We start from the raw sequence: 25,984 nt of genomic DNA on the forward strand, positions 1-25,984 counted from the left end.
CCATTTCCGCACTCCTTTTACGGCCTCTGATATCTGATCATAAGTTTTTCAATATTTATTTATAAAAAATGTACAAAAACCTCTGCGCAGGCGAGGTTTTAAAGTCTCATGTCAGAGGAAGAGAATAATCTATCTACTTCGCCATATAATTAATGGTGCTGTAAATTTTACAAATTCGCCGCTGAGGATCATTCACGGAACCTGACGGGGAGATGCCTGGTGGTATGGCCTCGCCTTTTCCTAGACTTTCCGGATCAACTTTGACTTTTGAGCCTCTTCTCTCTGTCCTCAGAATACGTCGCTTGATATACTCGCTGATCGCTCTGGCTCGAAATTTTGAAAGCCGTCTGTTTAAAAACCGCCTGCGTTCTTCTGGCTCATATTTAGGAGGAAGTTCATTTTCAATACCTGCTGAGAGTTCCCTGAATAAGGGTTTTTTTTCGTCAAAACCGACTTGGTCAGTGTAGCCCACCACTTTGATTTTTAAGGTAATGATGCTGTCAGGATACTGGCCTTTATATTTTTCTTTGTCTGCAATAATCTTGCTAAGAAAATTTTGTTCAAGCGTGCGGATACCTTTGGCAGACAGATCATAACTGCCGATATCAAAAGATACATCTGATTCCAGCCTGTCACTTGTATAAGATATGCTCACATCCTGAACCTTTATACAAACATCAAGACTTGCAAGCACCTTATCTAAGGAGGCAATTTGCTGGCCGGTTTCCAATTCCTCGGCATAATTCAGAACCTCATCCAGTTCCGGGAGATAATCTTTCAGGGGACTGTCATAATCATCTCCGACTTTTTCTATAATGGTTTGTTTGAGTTTGGCTGCCTTGTTGGCAATTCCGTCAAGATAGTATCTTTTCAGAATAATTTTGGATGCGCTCAGACTGTTTTCAGCGGCCGGGAGGGCTTTTTTCGCCATCCACTTTTCTTCCAGAAATTTTTTTGCCTCATAAAGATTGTCTCTTGCTGTCACAAAATTATCAGGATATGTTCTTTCCGCGTTCAGGGTCTGCACCGTTTCAAAGTGCTTCTCAGCTTCTTCAACAGCATTTTGAACCTGCATCATCCCCTGTTTGCTCATACAGCCCGACAGAATGACCCCCAGGATAATCGTGTAACATAATAATTTGGAAAATTGTTTTTTCCCATCCCTCATAGCTGTTTCCTCCTTTTAATTTTAAAAATTCTGATTATAACGCGTTTTGAGGAGCGTGAAGTGTTCCGGGAGTGACCAGGTCAGCTTTTTTTCCTTTTCTTATCCCTTTTCCCTGTAATTTTTTCTCCAGGCGGCCGCAGGAAAAAAGGATAAGCAAAGGAAGAACATCGCGTTTCGGGAACACGAATATTTTCTTTTTCGTTCATATGAGGGCCTCCTCAAAAGGCGTTAAATCAGAAAAAAAATTATCTTTCTATGAAAGCGTCAGGTGTAATGTGGCAGGAAAAACTCTGAAGCTTTCATATCTTTGTTGTAGCTCTGGTGCGTGATTATTATGAAAAAATATGGCAAAAAATTTTTCCTTATCGCTATCCACCCGAAAGTTGCTGATAATAAGAAAGCTTTTTCTCATATATTTGAATCAGTCGTCTGATTTTTTTGACTCTGTTTTCATCTCCTTTTTGTTTTTCATGAATTTTCTGAATCTCTCTGAGATGATCAACAATATTGGCTAACAGCGGAACAACCTCTGTTCTGACATCTTTGCCCTCAGCTTCATCCTGACGAAGCTGGGCATATCTTTTAAGACTCAGTTTAAGCAGATTGCTTAATAATTTAATTCGTTCAATATCATAAGAAGACGCCCTGCCTGTTTCTGTCTGTGCATTACCCGTAACACCTGTGCCGGATATAATTATCACGCTGATAAGAAAGAATACGGAACAAGTCCATTTTCTATCTCCGTTTTTCTTGAAAAGTGTCATGTCATACGCAAGTTTTTATTGAGTCAGTTCACGAAGTTCTCTTTCCTTTGTTTTAAGAGCGCTTCGGGTTGTGCGAATTCCCTCTTTTATCTGGGGAGTCGGGGGAAATTTTTTATAAGTGGCATCCATTGCTCTCAGATCTTCGATAATATTTTTAACCACTGCGATGAGGTGTCTATCAACATTCTCGCCCCGCTTTTCCCGATCTTTGAGTTCCACATATTTATTATAATTTCCTGAAAATCTCTGTTTCAGTTTTTTCAGTAAATCAAGGGGCAGCAACTGTCTTTCCGTGATCACAAAACTTCCTTTGTATTCCTGGGAATTATTCGCCTTATCTGCTAAGGAAAGAGAATAATGATACGTTCCCGGTCTCCAGCGTTTGGTTGAAAAAGAAGATTTGTGAGTTGCAGAGGAGCCGCTGACATCCCATGATTTTTTCACAGATGAATTCTTTACCGCAAAGGTCATTTTTTTCAACGACTTGTTATCTTTTCCCTGAACAGTATAATATACTGTATCTCCTTCTTCATAACTTCTTCTGATCTTACTGATTCCGCCGGTTGGCCGGGTAACATCACGAGAGGTCTTCCTGATTTCAGTTCGCTGTTCAGTTGGCCGGGTAACGCTATGTTTTGCTTTTCCCTTTCCCTTTAAAACAAATTTTCCCTGATATTTTTCAGAATTGCCGGCCATGTCTTCCACCAAAAGAGAATAAGAATGCGTGCCCGGTTTCCATCCGCTGGTTGAAAAAAAAGACATGCGGGTGGCAGATTTCCCGCTGACATCCCATGGTTCCTTTATGTTATTCACCTTAAATGTCATTCTTCTGAGAGATTTGTTGTCTTTTCCCTGAACCGTATAATGTACTACGTCTCCTTTTTTATAACTTCTCTCTATGCCGATGATGTTTCCTGTCGGACGAACTGTATCCACTGATTTTGGTGCTGTCAGAGCAAAACTTCCTCTGTATCTCTTGGTATTACCGGCGTTATCTTCTATGAGAAAAGAATAAGCGTAAGTTCCCGGTCTCCAGCCCCGGGTTGAAAAAAAGGAGGCACGGTTAATATGCTGACCGCTGATATCCCACGACTCTTTCACATATGAATTATCCACTTTAAAACTCATCTTTCTGAGGGAGTTGTCATCATTTGCATCAAGAGTGTAATCTATGGTATCTCCTGCCGTATATCTGCTCCTGATTCCGGTCATGGTTCCTGTGGGCGGTGTCGTGTCCGTTATCTGTTTTTTTGCTTTTTTCGCTAAAACAAACTTTCCTGTGTATTCCTTAGAATTGTCCGCATTGTCTTCTATCAGAAGAGAATAATAATATTTTCCTGGTTTCCAGCCATCTGTTGAGAAGGAGGATTTGTAACTGACGGACTTTCCCTTAGCTTTCCATATTTTTTTGGCTGATGACTTGTTCTTTACTTTAAAGGTCATCTTCCTAACAGACTTGTCATCTTTTGCTTCAACTGTATAATAGACAGTGTCGCCTTGAGTATAGCTCTTTTTTATCCTGCTGATTTTTCCTCTTGGCGGCGAATCAGGTTTTTTCTTTAAAAGCTCTTTCTTTTTTTCCTCTGCAAAATATCTCACCTTAATTTTTGATGGCAGTCTATTCGCTTTTTTTATTGCTTCATCATATTTTCTTATAGCTTCGTCAATGCGTTCCCTCCTGGTTAACTCATCGCCATCATCAATGTATTTAAAAAATTCAATCAAGTTATCCACATCTTCTTGCTGCCCTCTTTCCAAATAAACCGTCAGAGTTTCTAAGTTCTCAGATAAGATAGTTGAAACTTTACGCCACTTAGCAGTTTGGAGAAGTTCGATTATTTCGTTGTATTTTTTAATCGCAAAGAGCTTGTTTTGCTCATCTGGCGTTTGCTGAGGAGGTTCTACACCGGATTCTTCTGCTTTTATGATTTTCTGTTTTAACTCATCAGATACTTTAATCTCTATAACCGCACGGATTTTAAGTTTAAAAGAATCGCCAGCCCAGTCATCATCCCAAAACTTGGGAGGTACGATCATGGTTCCTGTTAAATATTGGCGTATATTGCTTTTTGTTAATTTTAGTTTTTTTATACTGTCTTTTGTCAAAGAGTCAATAAATTTATCAACAGCATTTTCTATAGCAAGTTCCTTTGCCTCTTCATAAGCCAAATTTGAGCACTTATTAAGAAGGGTGTTTGCGCAGTCTTTTTCATACAACAGATCGTCTGTTTTTATAGGCTGTTTCTCTAAAGTATCCAATACTTTTATCAGACTTTGCTTTGTAGAGCCGGATGGTGAAATATTCTGTGCGTACACGGAGGCTAAAGATGTAAGGTCAACGATCATAAAAAGTAAGACTGTTTTTATTATCAGATTCAATGTAATAAAAGTTCTGCTTAAATTGTTTTTTTTGATAAGTGATTTCATATAAATTTTTTGCCTCTCCAAAATTATTAGGCTTCTACTGCTCCAAGCATAATTTTTTTCAACATGCTGTACATATCTGGACAGTAGAAAGTTCTGCCTAGCAAACTAAGTAATTCGTAACCGGACAGTAATATGTTCATACCTATATATATGGCGTCATGCGGCAAGGTCGGACGAAGTCTCACGACCTCTTCCCCGTATCATCCGCAAAGTTCCGTCAGCCGGAACTTTGCCGAGGGAGGACAGAAACTCCGCCTGAATGACACTTCGTACAACGCCCTCCGAGGGACAGTCGGAGGAGGCTGTTCTCAGCCATCCGTCATATTTTTCCAAAACCTCGGAACCCCGGGTCAGGGAAAGATACTGAAGAAGTCCGAGGGCTATTCCGGAAAGATTGACAAAACGTTCAATGGCTTCGAGAGTGAGATCAAATCTCTTCCTTTCAGTTTCAGTGAGACGACAAAGATAAATCTCCTTCCCCCTGCCCACGTCGGGAAAAGCTTTCGTCCAAAAATGATAGCAGAATCCTCCGATGAGATGCTTCAGCGTCCGAAACATGCTTTCCACTTTGGGACGATGACAATAAATCGTGACAATCTGTTCCGCGGGGAGTGTCAGATCGGAACACATAAGTATGTAACGGTCATCTCCGTCGGTGATGAAAACAAAACGGATGATGTCTCCGACCGGTTTCCACAAAAGATCCCATGTAAAATATCTGACAGTTCTGAGGTTTCCGGAGATCATCACTTCTGTTTCTCCGAACCGCTCGGAGAAATCGAAAACTTTTATGAGGCTCACCTTGTCTTTTTCCCGGAATGTCTTCTCCGAACTGTCTTCGGGAACAAGGTATCCCACATAATTGTTCTTCGCACGGGTGACAAGATGAACAGACTGTTCGCCGTTGTCGTTGACGGCTTCCCCGAAGGTCAGAAAAGCGGGTCCTGTGGAAAAGTAGGCGTCGAGAGTCACATAACACGGAAATCCCGTCTGTTCCGCTGTCCGGATGACAAGATTCGCCATCCGGGTCACCATGGTCGGTTCTCCTCCGATTTTTATGTCATGGCGTCTCGCACCGACCCCCTCATGAATCTGTCCGCAGAGCGGAAGACAGAAGGATTTTTCGGGGCCTCCGACAAGGAGGCCGACATATCCGAAGTGATGCCCGTTTATATGTTCGCCCCTGCCGCTGTTCTCCGAATCCTGGCGCAGAGATTTCACACCGGGCGTCTTCGACGATTCCTTAGCTATTTTTATGCCGTCTCCTATGAGAAGGGGGCGTCCGTTGAATGTGATGAGAGGATGCCGGCTGACGGATGTTTTTATCCAATAATTCAGGAGTTCCTCCAAGTCCCACGAGGAAGCCCGGAAAAAGCGCGGCATCGGGTCATAACATGCCGGATCGAGCATAAGCCAACGGATTATACTGCTTATTCCGTGATGGTCAAATCGGATTATGAGACCGAAAATAACAATGGAAAACCAGGAAAAGGCGGCCTCACGGGAAAAGCAGCTACGGAATTCCGATATGACGGATTCAATAATACTGATCATAATAAAGACTCCTTTTATAATTGAATTTATTTTGCTATTATGATCACATCGTATAATATAGTTTCACAAAAAAATCCACCGATTTTTTTTGAATTACTCAATTTACTAGGCAGAACTTTCTACTGTCCAGTTTCACTACCGTACACTTTTGTAAGTAATTAAATTTAATCTTTATTATATATTAGAGATTCATTTATAATTAATGACTTATTCTGTCGGGTTAAAAATTTGAAAAGCTACAGGAATGAGGATATCGTGATCTGAAAAATGATTCAGAAGTTTCAGTCCCAACTGAAACAGACTTAAATCGCATCGGTCGGTGCGATGGATAATTTTGTCCCATCCCTGTCTTATGGCCAGTGTTCCCAGAAACACAATCCAGATATAGGCCAGACAGGCGGCAATCATAAGACGGTTCAGGCGTTCGGGGTCGGAAAGGTGACTTTTATCTGATTATAACGGATTTGGGGGAGGGTTGTGATACCCGCCCAGAGAGGCTGAAATTAACAGATTTTGCAGCCAGTTCTCATGGTATCGAAATTTGTTGAGTCGTTCGGCCGGACTCTGAAATCCGTCGTCATATTTTTTCTGAGTGACCGGATTGGACGGAGCAAAATTTTGAACAAGCGCCCACCCGCGAATACTCAGTTCGGCAGAAAATAAAGAACCGTGAAAATACTGTGTGTTAAAAAGATGCCTGTCCATTTTCCGCATCATCCGGTCAAGCATATTGCTTGTTCTGAAAGCGCCCGGAAAATCATATGCGACTGAAAAGGAAGCGAGATTCTTATGCATCTTCTCAATTTTCTCATATATTACGGAAGGTACCGAAGTCCTGCGGGCCCATTCGCAAAGCCGTCTCACTCTCTGGGAAAAAGATGCTTTGCTCCGAGCTTCATAACAGTTCCGCAATTTGGAGGACACTTCCTGAAAAACATCACCGAATTTTTTGCGGGCCCGGTTTCGGATACCGATAAGGACGTGAAGAAAACACAGAATCAGAGTGATCATCGGGAAAATATTCAGAAGAGCCTTCCGGGTGGCTTTCCACCCGTCAGTGGTGGCGGTCTTCGGGCTGTATTCGGGATCAACATCCCGGGCTTCTTCCCCGAAGACGCCGTAAGCTTCTTCCAAAGACTCCTCTCCCGCGTTGTTCGCAACGGAAACACCCAGAACACATTCTTCGGCCACTGTGGTGGCAATGTAACATTTGTCGCCCCGAACCGAGCTGTGTTTTTCGTCCGCCCCGATATGCTCAGGAAGATTTTCAGAATCTCTGACAGTGGTGCCGACAATGCTGTTACGGCCAGGCGACCGCTCCGTTCTCTGCCAGTGCATATGATCTTTTCCGAAAACACGGGCAAGCGCCCGGAAGGGAATGTCGAATTTTCGGAGAAACAGCACCGGTTCGGCGTCGTCAGTCATGGCTGTCATACAGGGCATTACAAAGGACGGGTGAATGGTATAACTGTGGTTTCCGATTTTTATCCGGCGTACGGTTATCAGGAGTTTGCTCGAAAAACGACGGTCTTTCATCTGATATCCTTCGAAGATTTCAGGGGGAAACAGTTCAGGCGCCTTTGCCACCATTTCATCAACAAACAGCCTGAACTGAAAAGCATCTTCCACAATTCCGTTGTAAGAATCCTGTTCAAAAGGAAGAGAAATTGTGCGGTTCGGGCGGGAGCGTTCCGATTTTAAATTTTTTTGCATAATAACCTCCTATGAAAGTTGAAATTGTGATATATACTTACATAAAATCGGCATGCTGTAAATGTATTAATTGCAGCCTCCCCCAAATCCGTTATAATCAGACTTTTAATGTATGTTGAATCCGCGACTTTTCTGGTCGGAAAAAAATGTTTCTATCCGGAACCTTTTGGAATAATATTCACAGGCGTCTCCTGCCGATTTCATGTTTGTCACCAGAAAAATCGGTTCTTTTTTCTCCCACCACCTGACTATTGTCACGGGTCCGTATTTTTTGCCTGTGAACAGAACATTTTTCACAGACGAATAAAATCCGGGAGGCATGAAGCATCCGACCATATCAACCTGATATTTATTATCATCCTGATAATAAGTCACATTCGGGGCGGTTCGGCATACATAGCACCATCCCCAGTTGCTGAGAGTTTCCTGCAGACCGGTTCCGTCGAACTCGCCGTCTCCCAGAAAAACGACATGTCTTCCGGATTCCGGTATCATATCATGAACCTGCCGAATCAGACAAATATGGTCTTCCTCCTTAAAATGGCCCTTGCCGCCTTCGGTCACAATCCAGGCAAGAGGCAGAGCCCGCTTTTTATAAATCACACTCACTATAAGTATGGCACATCCGCGCCCCGCAGCGCTTCCGTCCATTGCCAGGACAATCTCCGGAAGCCCCAGACTCAGCAGCAGCTGAACGGCAAAAGGCAGGAAATATGCGGATATTCCGATTTCATCATTCATAATCCAACGTTTAAATTTTTTTTCCCGGCTTGCCTCTTTGGTTCCATCCGGAACCTTTTCCGCAATTTTAGGGAGCTGTGTGCTTTTGCTGCCTACGATACCGCTGATCATTCCGGCCAGAGTGTTCAGGTGCCGGGCCAGATTCCCCTGCGGCTGTGTCGGATAAAGTTTTTCCAGAGATTTTCTGATCTCCCGGTATCTTATTTTGTTGTCACTCATAACACTCTCCTTGTATTACAGGTTGTTTTTTATAAGATACAATATCATCATCAAATTATTTCGTCGATGATTTTTTATTGTCAATTTCAATTACTAATGTTACTCAGAAAAGTGTACGACAGTGAAATGTTTACTTACAAAAAACATTTTTTATCTGATTTTAATTACTTCTGTAGAAATATATTAAAGTTAAATACTTATGCTGATTTTTATTTTTGCTCAGATTGTTTTAAAATATAAAATCAAATAGTTAAAAAAGTGTACGGTAGTGAACTGTCCAGTACATATATAAAAGTCATTTCTTAGCAGATCGTGACTCCAAGATCATCTTTGTACATTTGATATTATTATTCACCTCTTTGTAATTGGGATCAACACGTTGGACAAGTTCCCATTCTCTGAGAGCTTGGGAAAATTTTTCTTTTTCAAAATAATTACGTCCCTTTCTATAGTGGATATCTTTATATAATCTTTCGCTTTTTCTTATATATTTCCAACATTTTCGACAGTCCTTTTTGTATCGAAGGGATGCTTTGAATTCCCTTTTGGCTTCCAGATAATCCTTTTTTTTAAAAAAGGCAAGACCGCGTTGAAAATGGGATCTGTATGACGCTATGGATTTGTCAGCCCAGCTTTTTGGAATTTTGATTTTTTGCCCGAGTTCCAATCTGTCAGCATTCTTAATTCCATTGATTTTTATGACGGTTCTTATATATCTTTTGTAAGCATTACAATATGATGTAATTATCTCCGAAAGTGTTTCTCCTTTTTTGACAGTATGTATGATATACTTCTCAGGTGGTTCGTATTTTATTAATGGTGTGTATTTTTTCCTCCATGTCTTTTGTTGTGTGCCAGCACATCCGATACAGATCACTGTCAGAAAAACAATGCAAATCAGTATTATATTTTTACTCACCGACATTGTATTTCTCATACATTTTTGTCTTGGAGGGTGTTTGAAAAGTCCCGTGGGGACGGCATATTTATAACAGCTTTTTATCACAGCGAGTCATGTTCAATCGTTAATTTGTACTGTTTTATTCCCAATTACAATCAACTGAGTGGTCTGATTCATCTTTATATCAACCTCTGCTTCCCGGGTTCGATATTCAGGATTACCAGAGGCTACGAGTTTAATTTGATACTTTCCACAGGTAAGTTTAATACCCTCAGCAGGTGTTGTTTTTCCTGTATCAGTCCCGTCTATAAATATGCGGGCAGGAGGGTCACAATGAATATTCAATGTTCCTTGCAGAGTCCCTTTCACATTTCGGACTAAGGTAAAATTTCCATTGCACGCTTTTAAATTGCCAGCCCCGTCTTCTATTAAAAGGGAATAAGCATAACTCCCTAGTTTCCAGTTTTTAGTTGAAAAAGACGCGTTGTGAGTTACAGATTTGCCATTGATATCCCATGTCCTTTTTACAGACGAATCTTTTACCATAAATGTCATCTTTTTTAAAGCGCTGTTATCATCTGCCCGGATGGTATAGGCTATGGTATCTCCCTGGATATAACTGTCCCTGATCTTGGTAATCTCTCCGGTCGGGGGAATGGTGTCATGTCCTTCCGGTTCTGTGATTTTACAGACTTCCTGTATTAAATCATCAGACATTCTGACTTCCACAACAGCACGGATTTCGAGTTTGAAAGAATCTGCCTCCCAGTCGTCATCCGAAAACGCAGGCTCTCCCACTATGGTTCCTGTAAGATAAGGACGTATCTTGTCTTTGGTCAGTTTTAATTTTAGAGGATTATCTTTGCTCAGGAAATCATCTGCAAACTTGTCTGTTCCTTTTTTTACTGCTGCCCGTATCGCCTCCTCATAAGCTGCCTTTGAACATTCGCTAAGGAGATTATCCTCGCAGTTTTTTTCATACTTCAGTTTTACCTTTATCTGCTTTTGCTTTGGTATGTCTTTAAAATCAGAGGGCAAAGTATCCTGGGCATAAACAGAACAGAAAAACGCAAAAAAGAAGATTAGAAAAAAGAGATTTATTTTTGGTATTGGTATCACAGTCCGCACAAGCTTTTTATCTCCTCGGAGGTCAGCATCCGGTTGTTATTCTATTTTTTCCACATCCTCCGGGCATACAATCCATTTTCTGCCAGATGGCAATGTCACCTTGAGGTATTTATCTCTGAACCCAGCCTCAATTACAGTATATATTTCTGCTGGTTTTGCTTCTCCCCAGCCCTGACATGGTTTTGTCACACTTTTTTTTACCCGTACACGCTCCCCAATCTGAAATTTATCAGGGGACTCTGTAACAACCTCCTGGATTTTATCATTTTCTTTTCCAAAAATGGGCTGCGTATGAGGAACAGGTTTCGGATCAGGCTCATTTTCCTTTCCAAAAAATTGACGGGGATCAAATCCAAAATGCTGGAAAGCGACAAATGCTGCCACTGCAACAAAGACAACTGTCAGTGCAGATACGACGATAATTTTTGATGACTTTTTTTTCAGAGGCTTACCCGTGTTGGGACAGAACTCAGTTCCCACGGGATGAGATCCCTCAGAACAGTGCGGGCAGCGGATACCAGATGTTTGTTTTGAGCTCATTTGTTTTTTCAGTTCTCCGATTTGGTTATTTTTTGAGTCTGACATTTCTCTGTCAGGGTTAAAACATGCCGGAAGCATTAACGATTACCATATTCCGCATCACTTTTCGTACAAAAATACGCGTGGAAAGATACCTTACAGTTTCGGCCATATATTCCACATCATCCTCACGATTAAAGGCTTTCCATCCCTCAAGCCAGCTCATTACTGCACCTCTGCCAGCGTGATGCTCCATGATGCTGAAGAGGATATTCCCCTGATGGTTTCCCTTTAGCTCTTTGCCGAACCAGAATCCTCCCAAATCAAGCGAAAATTCAGGAGTGAGCAGAAAAGCCTCTTTGGAAGGGGAACCCCGTAAGCTGAGTTCCTTGTGGCTTTGCAGCAGACCGCCAAACGTGGAAGGGAGAAACTGAAAAAGTCCCATTGCGCCTGCTGAGGAAATTGCCGCTGGAAAGAAACGACTCTCCTCCCTAACCACGCTGTAAAGGAGTTCCGGTTTTACAGAATTGGCTGTGCCTGCCTTTTTAAAAGCATCTGTGTAAGCCATGGGATAGGCTGTTGCCAGAAATCGCCCATCCTTCTGGGCAGTCGGTTTATAGCCCGCCAGAAACAGCGTCAGGGGCCAGTCTCCGGCTTTTTTTCCCACGGCTCCTGCAATTTGAAGCTTGCTGTTCAGTCTTTTGTCCAGAGCATTAGCAGAACGGGCATCCAGACGTAAGGCCATGATAAGACCTGTGTAAGCGATGAGGCCCGATGCGTCTATGTCTGACAATGACACATTCTGTAGGCGGCGGGAGGGGAATGCTTTGCGAAGTAAGGAGTCTGCCGATAAAGCTGCGGTGTATAGTCCGCTTTCAAGGGCGATTTGTAAGCGTTGGTAATAAACGGAATCCATGTTCAAAGTGGTTTCCATCCGGCTTTTCTGATAAGCTGATCGAAGCTGTCGTCTGGTTCCCGCATCAGGCCAAATCTTTCCTGCGGCACTGCGTCCGACATTCAGGTGCATACGGGCACGCACTGCATAATAATCATAAGGCGCTTCGATGATAATGGTTTCAAACATCTGGCGGGCATCTTCTTTTCTGCGTGCGTCTTCATATATCCGGCCAAGCCAGAACATTGATGCCAATCGCAGGGGGCCGTTGGGACGTTCAGACAGCAAATCCTCCAGGAAAATTTCGCTTTGGTGCAGGCTCTCCGAATCTCCCTGGGCGTAAAGGATGAGCGCAGGCTGAAACCGGGAGAAATTAAACCAGTTGGTACGTCCTCCGAGATCACACAGTTGGCGATAGTAGTCCATGGCCTCGTCCGGCTGGTTTGTCTGCTGATAATGCCGTGCCATATAGTAAAGCGCATCGTCAGTCATTTTGCCAGTGGGATATTGTTGTATCATGGTGGAAATATCCTGCCTGGCCCGGGATAAGTTCCTGCCGGGGCCTTCACGAAACAGGGTTTTAAAGCGTAAATAGAGAGCTTTTTGTGTCAGGCCAGGATCAGGGCTTTCCCTGATGGCCTTGTCCAAAATATCCACCACCACTCCCCTTGTTTTGGTTTTGTTGGACTTACGTCTGATTTTTGCCTGTTCAAAAAGCGCTTTGGCCCGGGTCAGGGATGAGGCATCGGTTTGTAATCCATCAAGGATTTGACAGGCTTCCTCGTCTTTGCCCAGGGAACTGAATCGGCTGGCACGGAGGAAAGCCAGTCTTTGGTGTGAGATATGCCCTGAATCTGTGAGTTTTTTCAGGATGCGCTTTTCTGAGAGGGTGAAGTCGTGATCTCTGGCAATTTTGAGATAACCCAGGAACAACTGACCTGCTTGATCTTCCAGGCCCGCAGACCAAGCCATATTGCTGGCGATCCGCAGTAAATCTTCCTCAAGCTGGGGCAGTTCTGTGAAAGAGGGGGACTTGAATACGTTTTTGACAAGTATGGCCTTTCTGAGCTTTTCCATCACGTTTAAAAATTCGTGAACTTGATTTGAGTCTGCTCCTGTTTCATCCATAAGTTTCAGCCAGCGCCACAAAGCCAATGCTGCCAGACTGGATCCTCCCCGTCCGTCATTATATGGATTTTCCGATGCCCATATTGCCAGTTTGCGGTATGTCTGAGCAGCATGGGCGGTCTCGCCTCGCAGGCGAAGACACTCGGCTATAAGAAACTGATACACAGGCCACATGGCATCAGCAGGGTTCCAGGCTTTTTCCTGGAATATGTTAATGTTTATGCGCCGAGCCTTTTCAATGTTTCGGGTGGCTTCCAGCAGAAGGATTATGTCTGTTTTTTGAGGAACTGGGGGAATAGTTTCAGCTTCTGTGATTCTGAGGAGTTTTTGCTTTAAATCATCAGATACGTTAACTTCGACAACTGCGATGATTTTTAGTCTGAAAGAATCCCCCACCCAGTCGTCATCCAGAAACTCAGGGGTTCCGATTATCGTTCCTGTGAGATACGGGCGTATTTCCTCTTTGGTCAGTTTGAATTTTTTCAGATTATCTTCAGGCAGGGAATCAATGAATTTATCAATTCCTTGTGTTATGGCTGACTGCCTGGCCTCTTCATGGGCTAATCTTGAACACTCATTTAGGAGGATGCCTCCGCAGTTTTTTTTATGCGATATTTCTGTTTTTATCAGCTTTTGCTTTAACATATTCCTTAAAACGGATGGAAATAAAGCATCCTGAGCATAGACGGAATATAAAGAAATAAGATTGAAAATCAAAAAAAGGAAAAGTATTTTTTTTATTGGTCTTGGAACAAATTGATTTTCGTTTTTGATAAGCGGTTTTATATTAATCATTTTTTCTGCCTTTCTGAAGGGCTATTTTCTCCGTATCCTCACTTTCTCCCTTGTTAATGAGACGACTGGCATTTTGCAGGAGGGACAGTTGTTGAAGGATTTGGACAGGTTTGTGATTTTGACGATAGGCTCTGAAGTCATAGATTTATTTGAATTCGTCACGAATAGCTAATATGGGAATAGGTGAGGTCCATACATTATGATTCTCACACTTTTTACGCATATTATCCTGTAAAATCTTCTTTCTTGTGTCAAAAAGCGCATGTCTCAATGTTCTTCCTTTAGATTTTTCCTCATTGTGAAATAAATTTTTATAAAACTCCTTAGCAAATTCGGCACATATCCCATCTTTTATCTTCCATCTGTAGCCCAATACGCTTGGAACCCCGCAGTCAATCAAAGTCTTCATAACCCCTAATTTTGATTCATTAGAAGATAAAAAGTCATAATAAATTTTTTCTGAATAGGTTGTAGCTCCCTCACAACAACTCAGATACACAAATTTAAGTGTATTATGTGTTTTTTCAATTAAGGAAGGAAGATCATTAGCATATATGGCATCCGCTTCTTTATATTCACCCTCTTTATGAATAATTATTCCACATCTGGTCTCGCATAATGCATGACCTGCATAATGGATAATATGCCAATCAACTTCAGACAGTTTATCTTCCAACTCACCGAGTGTGGATGCCTTATCGAAATAAATCTTTTTATCTCTGTCAGAAGCTTCGTTAAGGGCTCGGAAATGTTCCTCCAGGAAAGAAATCTCATCGTTTACATGTTTTAGTTCAGGCAGATCACAAACCTTTGGTTTGCCTGAATCATCTATTGTTACCTGACGTTCATCTGAAACTCCCTCAATGAATAAAATGTTTAAATCTGAATAATGTAAATCATCATAAGAAAGGAATCTCGACTTATTGTTTATTTTTACAGTTGAAGAAGTAAAATTAATATTTCGAGATATAGGATAATTTTCTGCAAGGTAATGTTTTTCATCAAAAGAACAAAGCTCCCAAGGTATGCTCAACGTGTCACTGTTACCTGAGAATATTAAATGTAATTTTTCAGTATCTTCATTCTCATCAACCCGGCACATGGCTGTATTGTATGCTTTGCCAATATCTTCACTTTTATCTGTTAAAGATTTCATTAATTCAACACCAAGTAAATTCGCTGAATCTATCCAGTCTTCGGAAACAGGATAAAATCTTATACCTCTGGCTAATTCGCTAAAAAAATGGTGATTCAAGTCAACTTCAGTCTCAGATGTTTCAATACCGAGATTTGATTTGATACAAATCTGTAATCTTGATTCCACTATTACAGATTCAATCTCAAGGTATGGATTTTTTGGTAAACGCTCTCTTCTTTTGGTTGGTTTGCTCTCATGCCTTACCAGAGGTCCTCGAAATGGACCTTTATCATCATCATCCTCTTCGTCACCTATCCCACTTTCCTCCGGGATCCCTTCTAACAGCCTTTTTATAGGGTCAGAGTCTTTATTGAAATCAACAGCTATTGCCCCTTCGACTAAAGCTGGAGGTTCATCATGTCCTTTTTTACAAGATTTAAGAATTACAGGAATAATCGGACGATTCATATTACTAATTTTTTGAAGATGATTCCATAATTCTCTATCTTGTACCCAAGGCCAATCTCCCTCTTCTCCAACAAAAAGAGCTGCTGATTTGATATTATTAATGTCTTCCTTTAGTCTCTCCTTCCATATGATTCCGGCTGGCAAAGAATCCTTATTCCATGATTTGTAACCCGCTTCTTTTATATCCTTTTCAATTTTCTCAACTTCAACTTTATTTTTATCTTGATAACATAGCAAAATATCGAAATCATGCCCAGACGAAGAATGTAATTTCTTAATTTCTCCTTTTTTTGATTTGTTCATAGGACCGAAGGACAGATCCTTATATTTTGATTTCATAAAACTCAACAATGACAACAATGACTTTCCCCAAATTGCACTAAAAATTGAGCAAAAACTAGCGAATACTATAAATTTATTATTCTCGCCCAATTTAGGGATATCTCGTAATAATTTAGTACAGTTTGGCAAATAATTACCAATAAGTTGTATAATATTTGCTATAGATTCATTAAAAAAAATAAAAATGATACATACGATAATGATAAAAGACGATATTGTTTTGGCGATCATAATTAATAACCCTGTATGCATAGCTTTAAAATTAACAAAACTCCATTTTTTTAACCAAAAATAAGGACATTAACGAATATTCAGTAGATCGAAAAAATTCGTAGTACAACAACTTGTAAATTCGTCCCCCCCCTGAACAGGAATTTTAAGCTGCCAGAGGACGTCCGGTATAAGTCCATTTGAAGGGTTTGGCCATGGTCTCATTGAAAAAGTCGATAAATTTTCTCATTCGAATTCGGAGATGTTCCGTGGAAGAAAAATTTCCCCGTCTTATAAGGCGTCGGGAAAGAACAGAGAACCATATTTCAACCTGGTTCAGCCAGGACGCGTGTTTCGGAGTGTATATAAAATGAATGCGATGCGAAGGATCGGACAGAAATTCCCTGCGGGTTTCCATCGATTTCAGTATTCCGCTCTTCCCTTTCATACCGAGAAAAATGTCGGGATGACATCTCCGTGCGATCAGTTCCGTCAGGGATTCGGACTGATGAGTGTTAAGATTGTCCGTGATGAATATCCACTTCGCTTCGGGGTCGGTGTCAGTCGTCTGTGTGATATGCCTGACATAATCATCCTCGGTTCCTGTAGGACTGATCGTCGGTGCGATGATCCGGCCGGTGGCGACTTCGAGGTTGGCGATCAGGCAGAGCGTGCCGTGACGTTCGTAGTTGTATTCGACACGTTGCGGTTTTCCGCCGGGTTCGGCGGGGTGCGTGACGTGACACCTTTCCAGTGCCTGAATGCCCGTCTTCTCATCGTTGCAGACCACATGTGTCCCCTGTTTGTGAAGTTCGGACGCCTGCAGATATATGTCGCAGACGGCCATGACCTCTTCTCCGAACTGCTCCTCGTCATCATACTTCGCATTCAGCCAGTACCTCGATTTATGCGGTTTCACCTGAGCCTCTCTCAGAAACCGTCCCACACTGTCCGGAGATATCGTTTCCACAATCTCCCGGCTTACCGCCTCCCGGGCAATATCCTTATAAGTCCTGCCGCTGACCGGTCCGTCGGAGTTGTCGATGACCTCGCAGGCGATGGCCGCGATGTGTACGACCTGTTCCGGCGAGAAACGGGGCGGAGCGCCCGGACGCGGAGCATCTCCGAGAACTCCCGCAATCTTTTTCTCATACGCGGCAGGGCTCATTTTCTCTTCTTCCGATTCTTCCGCACTCCTCAGGCCCGGATGGGAATCCTCCCATCTCTCACACCATTTGCGCACTGTCTTTATGTCAGTTCCCATATCCTTCGCTATCCGCCTCTTCGGCATCCCGTCCGCATGCAGAAGAATAATATTACTCCTCTCCCACAGCCGTTTCTCACATGTGGTACGACGGGTCATCTGTTCAAGGATATCCCTCTGTCTGTCCGTCATGGGAAATGTCGTATCTTCCCTCTTTTTCGTCACACTTTCACAAAATACTTCCGCAGAACTGTCTGCCACGGCGTTTTCAGCGAACATCTGAAACCTCCTTCGGAATTTCTCAGTCATTTTAATAATGCGACACGAATATTCTGTCCGTCAGCTAACAGTATTTTCGCCAAAAGTAAAGGAATTTTATTTTGAAAAATATCTTGAAACAGGGGGGGACGAATTTACAAGTTGTTGTAGTAGTATACCACTTCGTAAGTTCGTGACCCCCTTTGTGGATTGTTACAGATACGTAAAATCAGCCTGTTATGTCCGCTCAGGGGGGTTACGAACTTAAAAAGTGGTGTAGTTCCGCGTTCAGGCGGTCTGTTCTTCCGGGATAACCTGCTGATTTTACAGTCACCGCCTGAACGCGGAACTACGAACTTTTTCGGATGAGTCGGAAGTTTTCGATCTACTGATATTCACATTTATCCACTTTCTAAGCAGACCTATGCGAAAATCTAACAGACTCCGTAAGTTCATAATTATACCTTTTGAAATTAGGCGTTTAATAACATCTGTCGGATATTCATTTTTGTTAAGAGAGCCTGTTTTTAATAATTCTTCTCTGATTGATACCTGAATTGAGCGATTTTTCAAAAATAATTTGATTCTTATTCAATAAAATAAATATGTTAGAAACTGTCATATTTTAACCCGTCAGGTGATTTATGTTTTATTTTCATTTTTCCCTTTACTCATGAGTACCGTGTGCTATAATTAACTTATTGTAAATATAATTTTTTAATTGTTTTTCATGAAAGGAGAAAGACAGCTGTGAAAAATGTATCTCGGAAAACGGGCATTGATAAGATTGAAGAAACAGACGACAATATCACAGGACGGGGAGGACTCGCGTTCTTTGTCCGATATCTTACCAACATTGGTATATTTTCTCTTCTCATCGGACACTTCGGTGACCTTCGGAAAAGTAGGAAAGGGTTGCCGGTCGAAGACCTCTTCAGACAGATATTCTGCTGGTTCCTCGACGGCACAAGCCGTCATATAAGCTGGTTCGACGAACTTGCGAAAGATGCCGGATATGCCGGAACCATAGAACAGTCGCCGGATAAGATGGCGTCTTCGCACGCAATAAAACGTTTCCTCAGATCCTTCGGTATCTTTAAGACATGGATATTCCGAAAGATTCTGAAAAAAATGTTCATATGGCGTCTCAGGATTGCGAATCCCGCCGTGATATATATTGATATTGACACAATGGTTATGAACAATGACGATGCGGCAGGCCGTGAAGGCGTCGGGCCGACCTATAAAAATACGGCAGGATTTCAGCCGCTTCAGCTGACATGGGGCAGATTTGTCATCGACGCTGTCTTCCGCGGCGGAAAATGCCACAGCAACCACGGGAAAACTGTTATAAAAATCATCACCGAACTGGTAAATCTCGTCCGCAAAGAATATCGTGAGGATGCGGTCATCGTGCTGACGGGTGACAGCGGTTTCTCCGATCAGAAGAATTTCGAGGCATTTGAAAAGCTCGGAATATGTTATGCTTTCGGAGGCCGCATTACCAAAGACATCGGAAAGGTCGTGACATCTCTGGCAGAGAACGCTTTCGGCGAGTTTGAGAAAGGGAAACAGAGATGGCGATTCGCCGACTTTGGCTTTATATACGGAACATGGAATATGTTCCGCCGTCTCATCTTCTGTCAGCCGGTATATAAAGATGGTCAGATGCTCCTTCCCTTCGACAGGGCGGAGACGGTCATTATTACCAATATCCGCTCCGACACGGTGGGGGATGACATGCCGGAAGAGCTGACCCGCCTGACAGATCCCGCAAACATCGTCGCCCTGTATCACAGCCGGGGCGCTGCCGAACTTGTTTTCCGTTCCCTGAAAGATTTCGGATTCGAACAGATGCCTTTCAGAAAATTCCCGCCGAATGCCGCCCTGTATTACATGATGCCTGTCGCATTCTTTCTGTTCGAAGCTTTCAAAGAAGACATCCTTGCCCCGGTCATACCTCTTGAAAGCTACGCAGGCACAGTCAGACGAAAATTTATTGATATTGCGGCAAAAATCGTCTCGCATGCCGGCAGGATCACTCTGAAACTCACTTCCGCCGTCTTTCGAAGGCTGAAGCTGAGGAAAATATGGGAGGCCTGTCACAGAGCAGTTCCTCTCATATGCTGAAACGGCAAAAACTGTTTCATAATACCAGTCGTATAATAAGGTATAAGCCGAACAGGGGGAGAGGTGCGTCCGAAATCGGCACAACAGCACATCCGAAGCTATGTCCGGCCCCGTTTTTCCGGTAAAAATGACCGTTTTTACGAAATCAGACTTCATTTTCCGCCCTCTCTTCCGAAAATATCTCATCCGAATATTTCGGAGCTGTAATTTTCGTCACGCAGCCCCCTGTTTTTTTGCTCATTTAACAGAATCGCTCAATTTAGGTGATAAATAAGATGGTCTTTCAATCAATCTTACTGATTTGTCATCTGTTTTTAGCCTGTTCGCTAATATTTTCAAAACTGCTTGTTCAGCCTCATCAAACCCATTCCAAATTTCATATAGGTACCACGCCCTTTCTTTCTGTATAATTATGTTGCTGATTTCATCTACATCCCAAAAATCCAAAGGACGATCATATTTCCAATCCTTTTTCGATTCCATCAAATTATAACATGTCGCCTGTAAAAGTCGGGGATTTCCTTCTGTTTTCCTTAGTATGGATTTGATAGCGTGTTCAGTATAAACAGATTCTCCATTGACTTTCGATTTTATATTAAAGAAAGCCTGGGCTTCGTCTTTATCCAGAGGAGTAAATTCCTTTGAATCCGACGAGCCTGACATGCTAATAAGATTCTTCCAGTTATCATCATCTTCAATTTGTATCTCTTTCAAACTCTTTCTTCCGCAAACAACTATATTGACATTCTCTTTTCTTTTAAGTAAGTTGTGTAATGATTTCAAAAAAACCACTTCGTAAGTTCGTGACCCCCTTTGTGGATTGTTACAGATACGTAAAATCAGCCTGTTATGTCCGCTCAGGGGGGTTACGAACTTAAAAAGTGGTGTAGTTCCGCGTTCAGGCGGTCTGTTCTTCCGAGATAACCTGCTGATTTTACAGTCACCGCCTGAACGCGGAACTACGAACTTTTTTGGATGAGTCGGAAGTTTTCGATCTACTGATATTCACATTTATCCACTTTCTAAGCAGACCTATGCGAAAATCTAACAGACTCCGTAAGTTCATAATTATACCTTTTGAAATTAGGCGTTTAATAACATCTGTCGGATATTCATTTTTGTTAAGAGAGCCTGTTTTTAATAATTCTTCTCTGATTGATAAATAAGATGGTCTTTCAATCAATCTTACTGATTTGTCATCTGTTTTTAGCCTGTTCGCTAATATTTTCAAAACTGCTTGTTCAGCCTCATCAAACCCATTCCAAATTTCATATAGGTACCACGCCCTTTCTTTCTGTATAATTATGTTGCTGATTTCATCTACATCCCAAAAATCCAAAGGACGATCATATTTCCAATCCTTTTTCGATTCCATCAAATTATAACATGTCGCCTGTAAAAGTCGGGGATTTCCTCCTGTTTTCCTTAGTATGGATTTGATAGCGTGTTCAGTATAAACAGATTCTCCATTGACTTTCGATTTTATATTAAAGAAAGCCTGGGCTTCGTCTTTATCCAGAGGAGTAAATTCCTTTGAATCCGACGAGCCTGACATGCTAATAAGATTCTTCCAGTTATCATCATCTTCAATTTGTATCTCTTTCAAACTCTTTCTTCCGCAAACAACTATATTGACATTCTCTTTTCTTTTAAGTAAGTTGTGTAATGATTTCAAAAAATTTTCTAACCATTTGCCCCCCCAGTCAGAGATATCTTTTATAAGATCATCAACATCATCAACAAATAAGACAACGGGTTTATTCATTTTGATTTTACGATCTAATTCCCTATTGAAGATAGCTAAGAAATTATGATTATCCAGTGTTTCAGTCTTACTCGAGTCAGAAAAGAAGAGCATATAATTATCAGATTTAACTTTTTTAGAATAATTCTCAATAGTATCTAATCGTTCTGTTCTAGTGAGAATGATTATCATATAGTTTTCCTTTTCTTTTTGCTGAAAATTAAACATAAATGATGTTTTCCCGGTACCCGGAAGTCCATATAAATTTAATACGTTGTTAGATTTGCTTTTCATCTTTTCTTTTACAAAATCAACAAAATTTTTTCTATCACAAAAAACTTTTGGAAGCAGCTTCAGACAAAAATTATCGCCGTAAGGATTATGTATCTCGTCTATCGGAAGGAATTTTACTACAATATCTTCAAATTCTTGCTTTGATTCACGCGGCTCTCCCTGATTCTTATCAATACTATAATCAATAAAGTCTATAAAAAACTTGATTAACTTTATCTTTATATATCTATTTTTATTATTAATTTTTCCATGTCGAGCATAAAGTTTTATCGGTATCAAACCTATGCCGGGGCGTTTTATTTCTATATTACCAAATTCATCCTCCTGAGCATCAGGTAATATTTCAGGTGTCGGATATATACTCAGAATATTATGGTAAGCAGATGGAGCAAAATGACTATCCTTATCAAGCTCTATCCAGATTGCAATATTCCATGCCGGGCTTGCCCCTTTATTTACCAAACGAATTGGCAATGTTATATGTCCACTCTTGCCGTGTCCGTTCTTTTCCGAATAAAAAACTTCTTTTTCATCCAAGAGCATAATACCTATATCTGCTTCTCTTGATTTGACAGTAGTATTTTTCTGAATTCTATCCTCGATAGCTTTAAGAACATTTCTATATATTCTGTAATTACGGTTTTCCCTATCCCTGTTTGGGCATTGTTCGACAAATTCTCTGATTTTTGTCAAAAACATTCTGTCATGACTCCGAAAAGCAACCTTAAACGAATTGTAAACTTTTGAATACAAATCTAACAGCTCTTTGTACATAGGAATATATGAAGGTACATCTTTTATTGACTTCACTGTATTCTTGAGAACAGTATCAACATTCTCATCTTTCACTCTCAGCAATTCTATATATGATTTATATACATTATGTTTAATTTCAGTATGTTCAACTTTATTTTCCAAAGTATTCAGACCATATTCAATGCGGCTGAAAGTATTTATCAAACCCTGTTTGTTTTTTTCAAATATATCCATAATAATAGCAATATCTTCAAAAAAATTAGACTCATATTTTTTTTCCTGTTTAATGGAATGTAATATCATATTGGCAATACCATGTTGGGTAGCAGTTAAGCTTAACAGCTCAGGGTCTTCTTTAAATATCGAAACAAGATATTCTTTTCTTAACTCAAACTTTTTATCATTAAATTCTCTTTTAGTTAAATATTTATACCTATTCAGATTTCTTTCTATACTCTTCTCATACTTTTCATATGCAAATTCAGAAGTATTTGAAAATATTCGATCCTGCTGTTCTTGACGGACTTTGGAAATTCCTTTTAGTTTCTGAAAGACCTCTTTTAAAGCTTTTTTCCCTTCACCTATCTGATTATTATCAATATGTTTTCCAGCCTCTTCAAGCCCTGCAGATGCTTTTCTTTCTAATTTCTTTAATTCCCGCTGTGTTTTCATTTCTCCATAACTATCAAAAAGCTTCTTGGAAAAATAGAAAAAAATCACTATTATTATTAAAAGAAGAAAAATGGCTATATAAAATTTATTATATGAAATGGCAGAATCAACAGAATCAACAGAGGGACTTTCTTTTACAAGAATCATTTTCCTGAATTCTGTTAGAACATTCTCTTCTTCCTCCCAAAAAGCAACCATCTGAATATTGAATTTATCTCCCATAGGCTGGTCATAGTCCCATATATACATCCCCCTTCTTTTAATTGTTTTGGCATCCTGTCTTTTTTCTGATTTTGAAGGATAGTCTGTAATTCTTGCCTTAACTCGAATCGAAGGATCTGTGATGATTGTTGTGTCCTTAAAAAGTCGGGCTTTAATTCTTATCGGCTCTCCGGCAAAATGCGAATCTGAAAGTTCAAGCATCTCAATAGAGTACAAATCAAACATCTTGGACAAAATGTTATCGTAACTATTTTTGACCTTTCTGAAATCACGCTAAAGCCTTATCCAACGTGTGATTATTGGGAATAATACTCTGAAAATGCTCTTTGAAAATTTTTCGGACGTCAACGAACTTCGGGCAGAGTCTGACTAACTTGTTAATGGTCACATTTCGGAAGCGTCGGAGCTTCCTCAGATTCTGCTTCATCATATTGACGACGAGGTATGCGATGACTTTGACGCCGACGCAGGCATGAGCCCCCTTCCGATCTCGGAGATGCATTGCTCCCAGTTCGAGAGTGTCTTTGAGGAGCTTCCGGAATTCTTCGATGCGATGATGGAAGGCGAAGGCATGCAGTGCCTCGCTGCTACGCAGAGGTCGTCCTGCTATAATAAGGTAGCTGACCGCCCGTTTCCCCTTCGGAATATAGAAGACGAGAATAACCTCGCCGAAGGTTTCGCTTACTGCTTCGGTTCGATACACCGGCTGTCCGTCTGTTCCCCATCCGGGAGTAAGACGATCTTTGAAATTTTTCCGCCACTGGCCGGCCTTCCGGATTTCTCCGTCAATTTCAAAGACGTAGTTGTCCTTGCCGCGGAAAATTCCGGTAAGAGTCAGTAAGAGTGCGGGATCGGACGATTCGGCATCTTCGTTCGCAAGGCCGGTGTCTGTAGCTGACGCATCCGATTCGGACGAGGCTTCTTCCGAACATTCACCGCGGCAGAATGCCGCGATATCCTGAGAAAAATATGCCGCATCACCTGTAGTTCCGAGGCGGCTGATGTCAATGCCCGCGGCTTCGAATTTTGCTTCGGCGGCTTTCAGCATCTCCTCATATATCTCAGGCTTGGTTTTAAGCCCCCTGCCCTGTTTGGAGACTATCCGCACGTCGAGAGGGAGAATAATGTCGCCGATTACCAGAATCAGAGCGATCACGTTCTGCCCGTTCGCCACGCGTTTAAGCTGGCCGCTCCACCATTTCCATACATAGCCGAGTTCCGTGGCAATACGGGCAATCACGGAGTCATCGACTGCCATAATCAGTCCGTCCCGGCTTTTTGTGGCATCGCTCATGGTGAGCCTCTCCCGCAGGAGAGGAACAGCGATGCTGTAAAGGTGATTCTGCAGGAACTTACGCCAGCAGTAAACACTGACGTTTTTAACACGGTCATAGGTGGCGGTTTTCGGGAGTCCGAGCACCTGCATAACCTGGTAAACATTGTCCGCTCCGAGAAATACCGCCATGCTGATGAGAAGAAGGGTTTCCATATCCTCATCAGGCATCCGGCGGAAATACGGGCGGAGTATTTTTCCGAACTCCTCGGCGGCACGAAGCATTTCTTCGGTAAAATGTTCCTCAGCGGTTTTCGTTGTCATAATAAGAACCTCCTTATAATATCGGCACCCGGAATCAGGGCGGTCAGAGGCTCGGACATATATTTCCGAACCGTATATTTGTACAGTATATCACGAAGTCCGTCGTATGCCAAGAAAAATTTTAAATCCGAGTGTCTGACTACAGATTCGCATTCTTAAAATATAAGCTGGTTTCAAACGCATTTTCATGAGATTAATTTATGTAAACTCAATATAAACAGCATGTTAATTTCAATACTGGAAAGGTCAATATTTTTTAAGGCATTGAATTCCGATCGGCCGACAGAATAAAACAAGCCGCCTGTGTCATGTGCAAATTTTTTCCATTCCCTTTCATCTTCCAATCGCTGCATTTTATCTCTCTGTCTTTCTATACATAGTACATTTACAGCGCATCCTTTCCTTTTGAATTCACTCATGATAGGAATCAGTTTGTTTCTTATCAGATTTTGCCTTACTTTTTCAATTTCGCTCCTATTTTCACTGTATTGCTCAAACTCTTTGGTTGAATGATAAAGTTGCCCATCTGTAATCAGGAATATTTGAGGAATATGAGTCCCGCTAAAACTGTCTGCTTCTATAAATTCCTTATGTGCTAATTCAAACGCAGGAGCAAAAAGTGTATATTGGACATCTAACCCCTTTCTTGGCCTTCTTTCAATTTTTTCATTTACGCCTGTCAACTTTTGGGTGAGGTAAACATCAGAGGCAAAATGTACAATGCTGATCCTATTTTTCTGAGACATATTATATTTTTTGAGAAATTCAACAATATAATCTATCGCCTCTTTTTCAAGGTTTTCAGGATAAGAATTCCTCATACTTCTTGAACTGTCAAGAAGGAGGATTAAATCAGTACCTATCTCCGCATGAGGGTTTGTTTGACAAAAAGCCGATGAAACCCCCAGACCACCGGTGATTATAAAAATCGCAACACTATAGCAAATAAAACAAATTAACCTTTTCATATTTAATTACCCATTATCAAGTGTTCTGA

The 25,984-nt window shown here is 41.4% G+C and carries 18 protein-coding genes; 1 reads left to right on the forward strand and 17 read right to left on the reverse strand.

Annotated features, from left to right (window positions below):
- Positions 1-133: 133 nt before the first annotated feature.
- From dnm_RS07765 to dnm_RS07825, 13 genes are all read right to left on the reverse strand, one after another.
- Positions 134-1,168: an OmpA family protein gene (locus dnm_RS07765; RefSeq protein WP_207682106.1), complete on the reverse strand. Its 1,035-nt coding sequence runs from the start codon at positions 1,166-1,168 to the stop codon at positions 134-136.
- Positions 1,169-1,536: 368 nt separating this feature from the next.
- Positions 1,537-1,932 carry a hypothetical protein gene (locus dnm_RS07770; RefSeq protein ID WP_207682107.1) on the reverse strand — a complete coding sequence of 132 codons (396 nt, stop codon included), beginning with the start codon at positions 1,930-1,932 and terminating at the stop codon, positions 1,537-1,539.
- 15 nt (positions 1,933-1,947) lie between these two features.
- Positions 1,948-4,359, reverse strand: coding sequence for a hypothetical protein (locus dnm_RS07775; protein WP_207682108.1), 2,412 nt, complete (start codon positions 4,357-4,359; stop codon positions 1,948-1,950).
- 156 nt (positions 4,360-4,515) lie between these two features.
- Positions 4,516-5,913, reverse strand: a complete 1,398-nt coding sequence (locus dnm_RS07780; protein WP_207682109.1) for a hypothetical protein — start codon at positions 5,911-5,913, stop codon at positions 4,516-4,518.
- A 207-nt stretch (positions 5,914-6,120) separates the two neighbouring features.
- A complete protein-coding gene (locus dnm_RS07785) occupies positions 6,121-6,321 on the reverse strand; it encodes a hypothetical protein (protein ID WP_207682110.1) in 201 nt (66 codons plus the stop codon).
- Between the two features lie 45 nt (positions 6,322-6,366).
- Positions 6,367-7,626: a hypothetical protein gene (locus dnm_RS30800; protein ID WP_246556250.1), complete on the reverse strand. Its 1,260-nt coding sequence runs from the start codon at positions 7,624-7,626 to the stop codon at positions 6,367-6,369.
- Between the two features lie 105 nt (positions 7,627-7,731).
- A complete protein-coding gene (locus dnm_RS07795; RefSeq protein WP_207682111.1) occupies positions 7,732-8,586 on the reverse strand; it encodes a transposase in 855 nt (284 codons plus the stop codon).
- Between the two features lie 295 nt (positions 8,587-8,881).
- Positions 8,882-9,505 carry a LysM peptidoglycan-binding domain-containing protein gene (locus tag dnm_RS07800; protein WP_207682112.1) on the reverse strand — a complete coding sequence of 208 codons (624 nt, stop codon included), beginning with the start codon at positions 9,503-9,505 and terminating at the stop codon, positions 8,882-8,884.
- A 99-nt stretch (positions 9,506-9,604) separates the two neighbouring features.
- Entirely contained in the window at positions 9,605-10,615 is a 1,011-nt protein-coding gene (locus tag dnm_RS07805) for a PEGA domain-containing protein (RefSeq protein ID WP_207682113.1), read from the reverse strand.
- Between the two features lie 36 nt (positions 10,616-10,651).
- A complete protein-coding gene (locus tag dnm_RS07810) occupies positions 10,652-11,155 on the reverse strand; it encodes a hypothetical protein (protein ID WP_207682114.1) in 504 nt (167 codons plus the stop codon).
- A gap of 58 nt (positions 11,156-11,213) precedes the next feature.
- Positions 11,214-13,802, reverse strand: coding sequence for a transglycosylase SLT domain-containing protein (locus dnm_RS07815; protein ID WP_207682115.1), 2,589 nt, complete (start codon positions 13,800-13,802; stop codon positions 11,214-11,216).
- 295 nt (positions 13,803-14,097) lie between these two features.
- On the reverse strand, positions 14,098-16,131 hold the full coding sequence (locus tag dnm_RS07820; protein WP_207682116.1) for a CHAT domain-containing protein: 2,034 nt from the start codon (positions 16,129-16,131) through the stop codon (positions 14,098-14,100).
- A 145-nt stretch (positions 16,132-16,276) separates the two neighbouring features.
- Positions 16,277-17,593 (reverse strand): transposase, encoded by a 1,317-nt coding sequence (locus dnm_RS07825; RefSeq protein ID WP_207682117.1) that lies wholly within the window; start codon positions 17,591-17,593, stop codon positions 16,277-16,279.
- A gap of 729 nt (positions 17,594-18,322) precedes the next feature.
- Between dnm_RS07825 and dnm_RS07830 the strand changes: the two genes are divergently transcribed.
- Positions 18,323-19,702, forward strand: coding sequence for an IS1380 family transposase (locus dnm_RS07830; RefSeq protein WP_207682118.1), 1,380 nt, complete (start codon positions 18,323-18,325; stop codon positions 19,700-19,702).
- Positions 19,703-19,939: 237 nt separating this feature from the next.
- Here dnm_RS07830 and dnm_RS07835 read toward each other — a convergent pair whose 3' ends face one another.
- From dnm_RS07835 to dnm_RS07850, 4 genes are all read right to left on the reverse strand, one after another.
- Positions 19,940-20,416: a hypothetical protein gene (locus dnm_RS07835; RefSeq protein ID WP_207682119.1), complete on the reverse strand. Its 477-nt coding sequence runs from the start codon at positions 20,414-20,416 to the stop codon at positions 19,940-19,942.
- A gap of 226 nt (positions 20,417-20,642) precedes the next feature.
- Entirely contained in the window at positions 20,643-23,606 is a 2,964-nt protein-coding gene (locus dnm_RS07840; RefSeq protein ID WP_207682120.1) for an ATP-binding protein, read from the reverse strand.
- Positions 23,607-23,658: 52 nt separating this feature from the next.
- Positions 23,659-24,987 carry a hypothetical protein gene (locus tag dnm_RS07845; protein ID WP_207679484.1) on the reverse strand — a complete coding sequence of 443 codons (1,329 nt, stop codon included), beginning with the start codon at positions 24,985-24,987 and terminating at the stop codon, positions 23,659-23,661.
- Between the two features lie 185 nt (positions 24,988-25,172).
- Positions 25,173-25,955 (reverse strand): vWA domain-containing protein, encoded by a 783-nt coding sequence (locus dnm_RS07850; protein ID WP_207682121.1) that lies wholly within the window; start codon positions 25,953-25,955, stop codon positions 25,173-25,175.
- Between the last annotated feature and the right edge of the window lie 29 nt (positions 25,956-25,984).

The organism is Desulfonema magnum, assembly GCF_017377395.1.
Taxonomy (GTDB): domain Bacteria; phylum Desulfobacterota; class Desulfobacteria; order Desulfobacterales; family 4be13; genus Desulfonema_C; species Desulfonema_C magnum.

What these genes read in the sequence shown, in the direction of transcription:
- dnm_RS07850 (WP_207682121.1), bottom strand. Translation starts at nt 25,955, where the DNA reads ATGAAAAGGTTAATTTGTTTTATTTGCTATAGTGTTGCGATTTTTATA.
- dnm_RS07775 (WP_207682108.1), bottom strand. Translation starts at nt 4,359, where the DNA reads ATGAAATCACTTATCAAAAAAAACAATTTAAGCAGAACTTTTATTACA.
- dnm_RS07810 (WP_207682114.1), bottom strand. Translation starts at nt 11,155, where the DNA reads ATGAGCTCAAAACAAACATCTGGTATCCGCTGCCCGCACTGTTCTGAG.
- dnm_RS07770 (WP_207682107.1), bottom strand. Translation starts at nt 1,932, where the DNA reads ATGACACTTTTCAAGAAAAACGGAGATAGAAAATGGACTTGTTCCGTA.
- dnm_RS07845 (WP_207679484.1), bottom strand. Translation starts at nt 24,987, where the DNA reads ATGACAACGAAAACCGCTGAGGAACATTTTACCGAAGAAATGCTTCGT.
- dnm_RS07780 (WP_207682109.1), bottom strand. Translation starts at nt 5,913, where the DNA reads ATGATCAGTATTATTGAATCCGTCATATCGGAATTCCGTAGCTGCTTT.
- dnm_RS07815 (WP_207682115.1), bottom strand. Translation starts at nt 13,802, where the DNA reads ATGTTAAAGCAAAAGCTGATAAAAACAGAAATATCGCATAAAAAAAAC.
- dnm_RS30800 (WP_246556250.1), bottom strand. Translation starts at nt 7,626, where the DNA reads ATGCAAAAAAATTTAAAATCGGAACGCTCCCGCCCGAACCGCACAATT.
- dnm_RS07795 (WP_207682111.1), bottom strand. Translation starts at nt 8,586, where the DNA reads ATGAGTGACAACAAAATAAGATACCGGGAGATCAGAAAATCTCTGGAA.
- dnm_RS07820 (WP_207682116.1), bottom strand. Translation starts at nt 16,131, where the DNA reads ATGATCGCCAAAACAATATCGTCTTTTATCATTATCGTATGTATCATT.
- dnm_RS07765 (WP_207682106.1), bottom strand. Translation starts at nt 1,168, where the DNA reads ATGAGGGATGGGAAAAAACAATTTTCCAAATTATTATGTTACACGATT.
- dnm_RS07825 (WP_207682117.1), bottom strand. Translation starts at nt 17,593, where the DNA reads ATGTTCGCTGAAAACGCCGTGGCAGACAGTTCTGCGGAAGTATTTTGT.
- dnm_RS07785 (WP_207682110.1), bottom strand. Translation starts at nt 6,321, where the DNA reads ATGATTGCCGCCTGTCTGGCCTATATCTGGATTGTGTTTCTGGGAACA.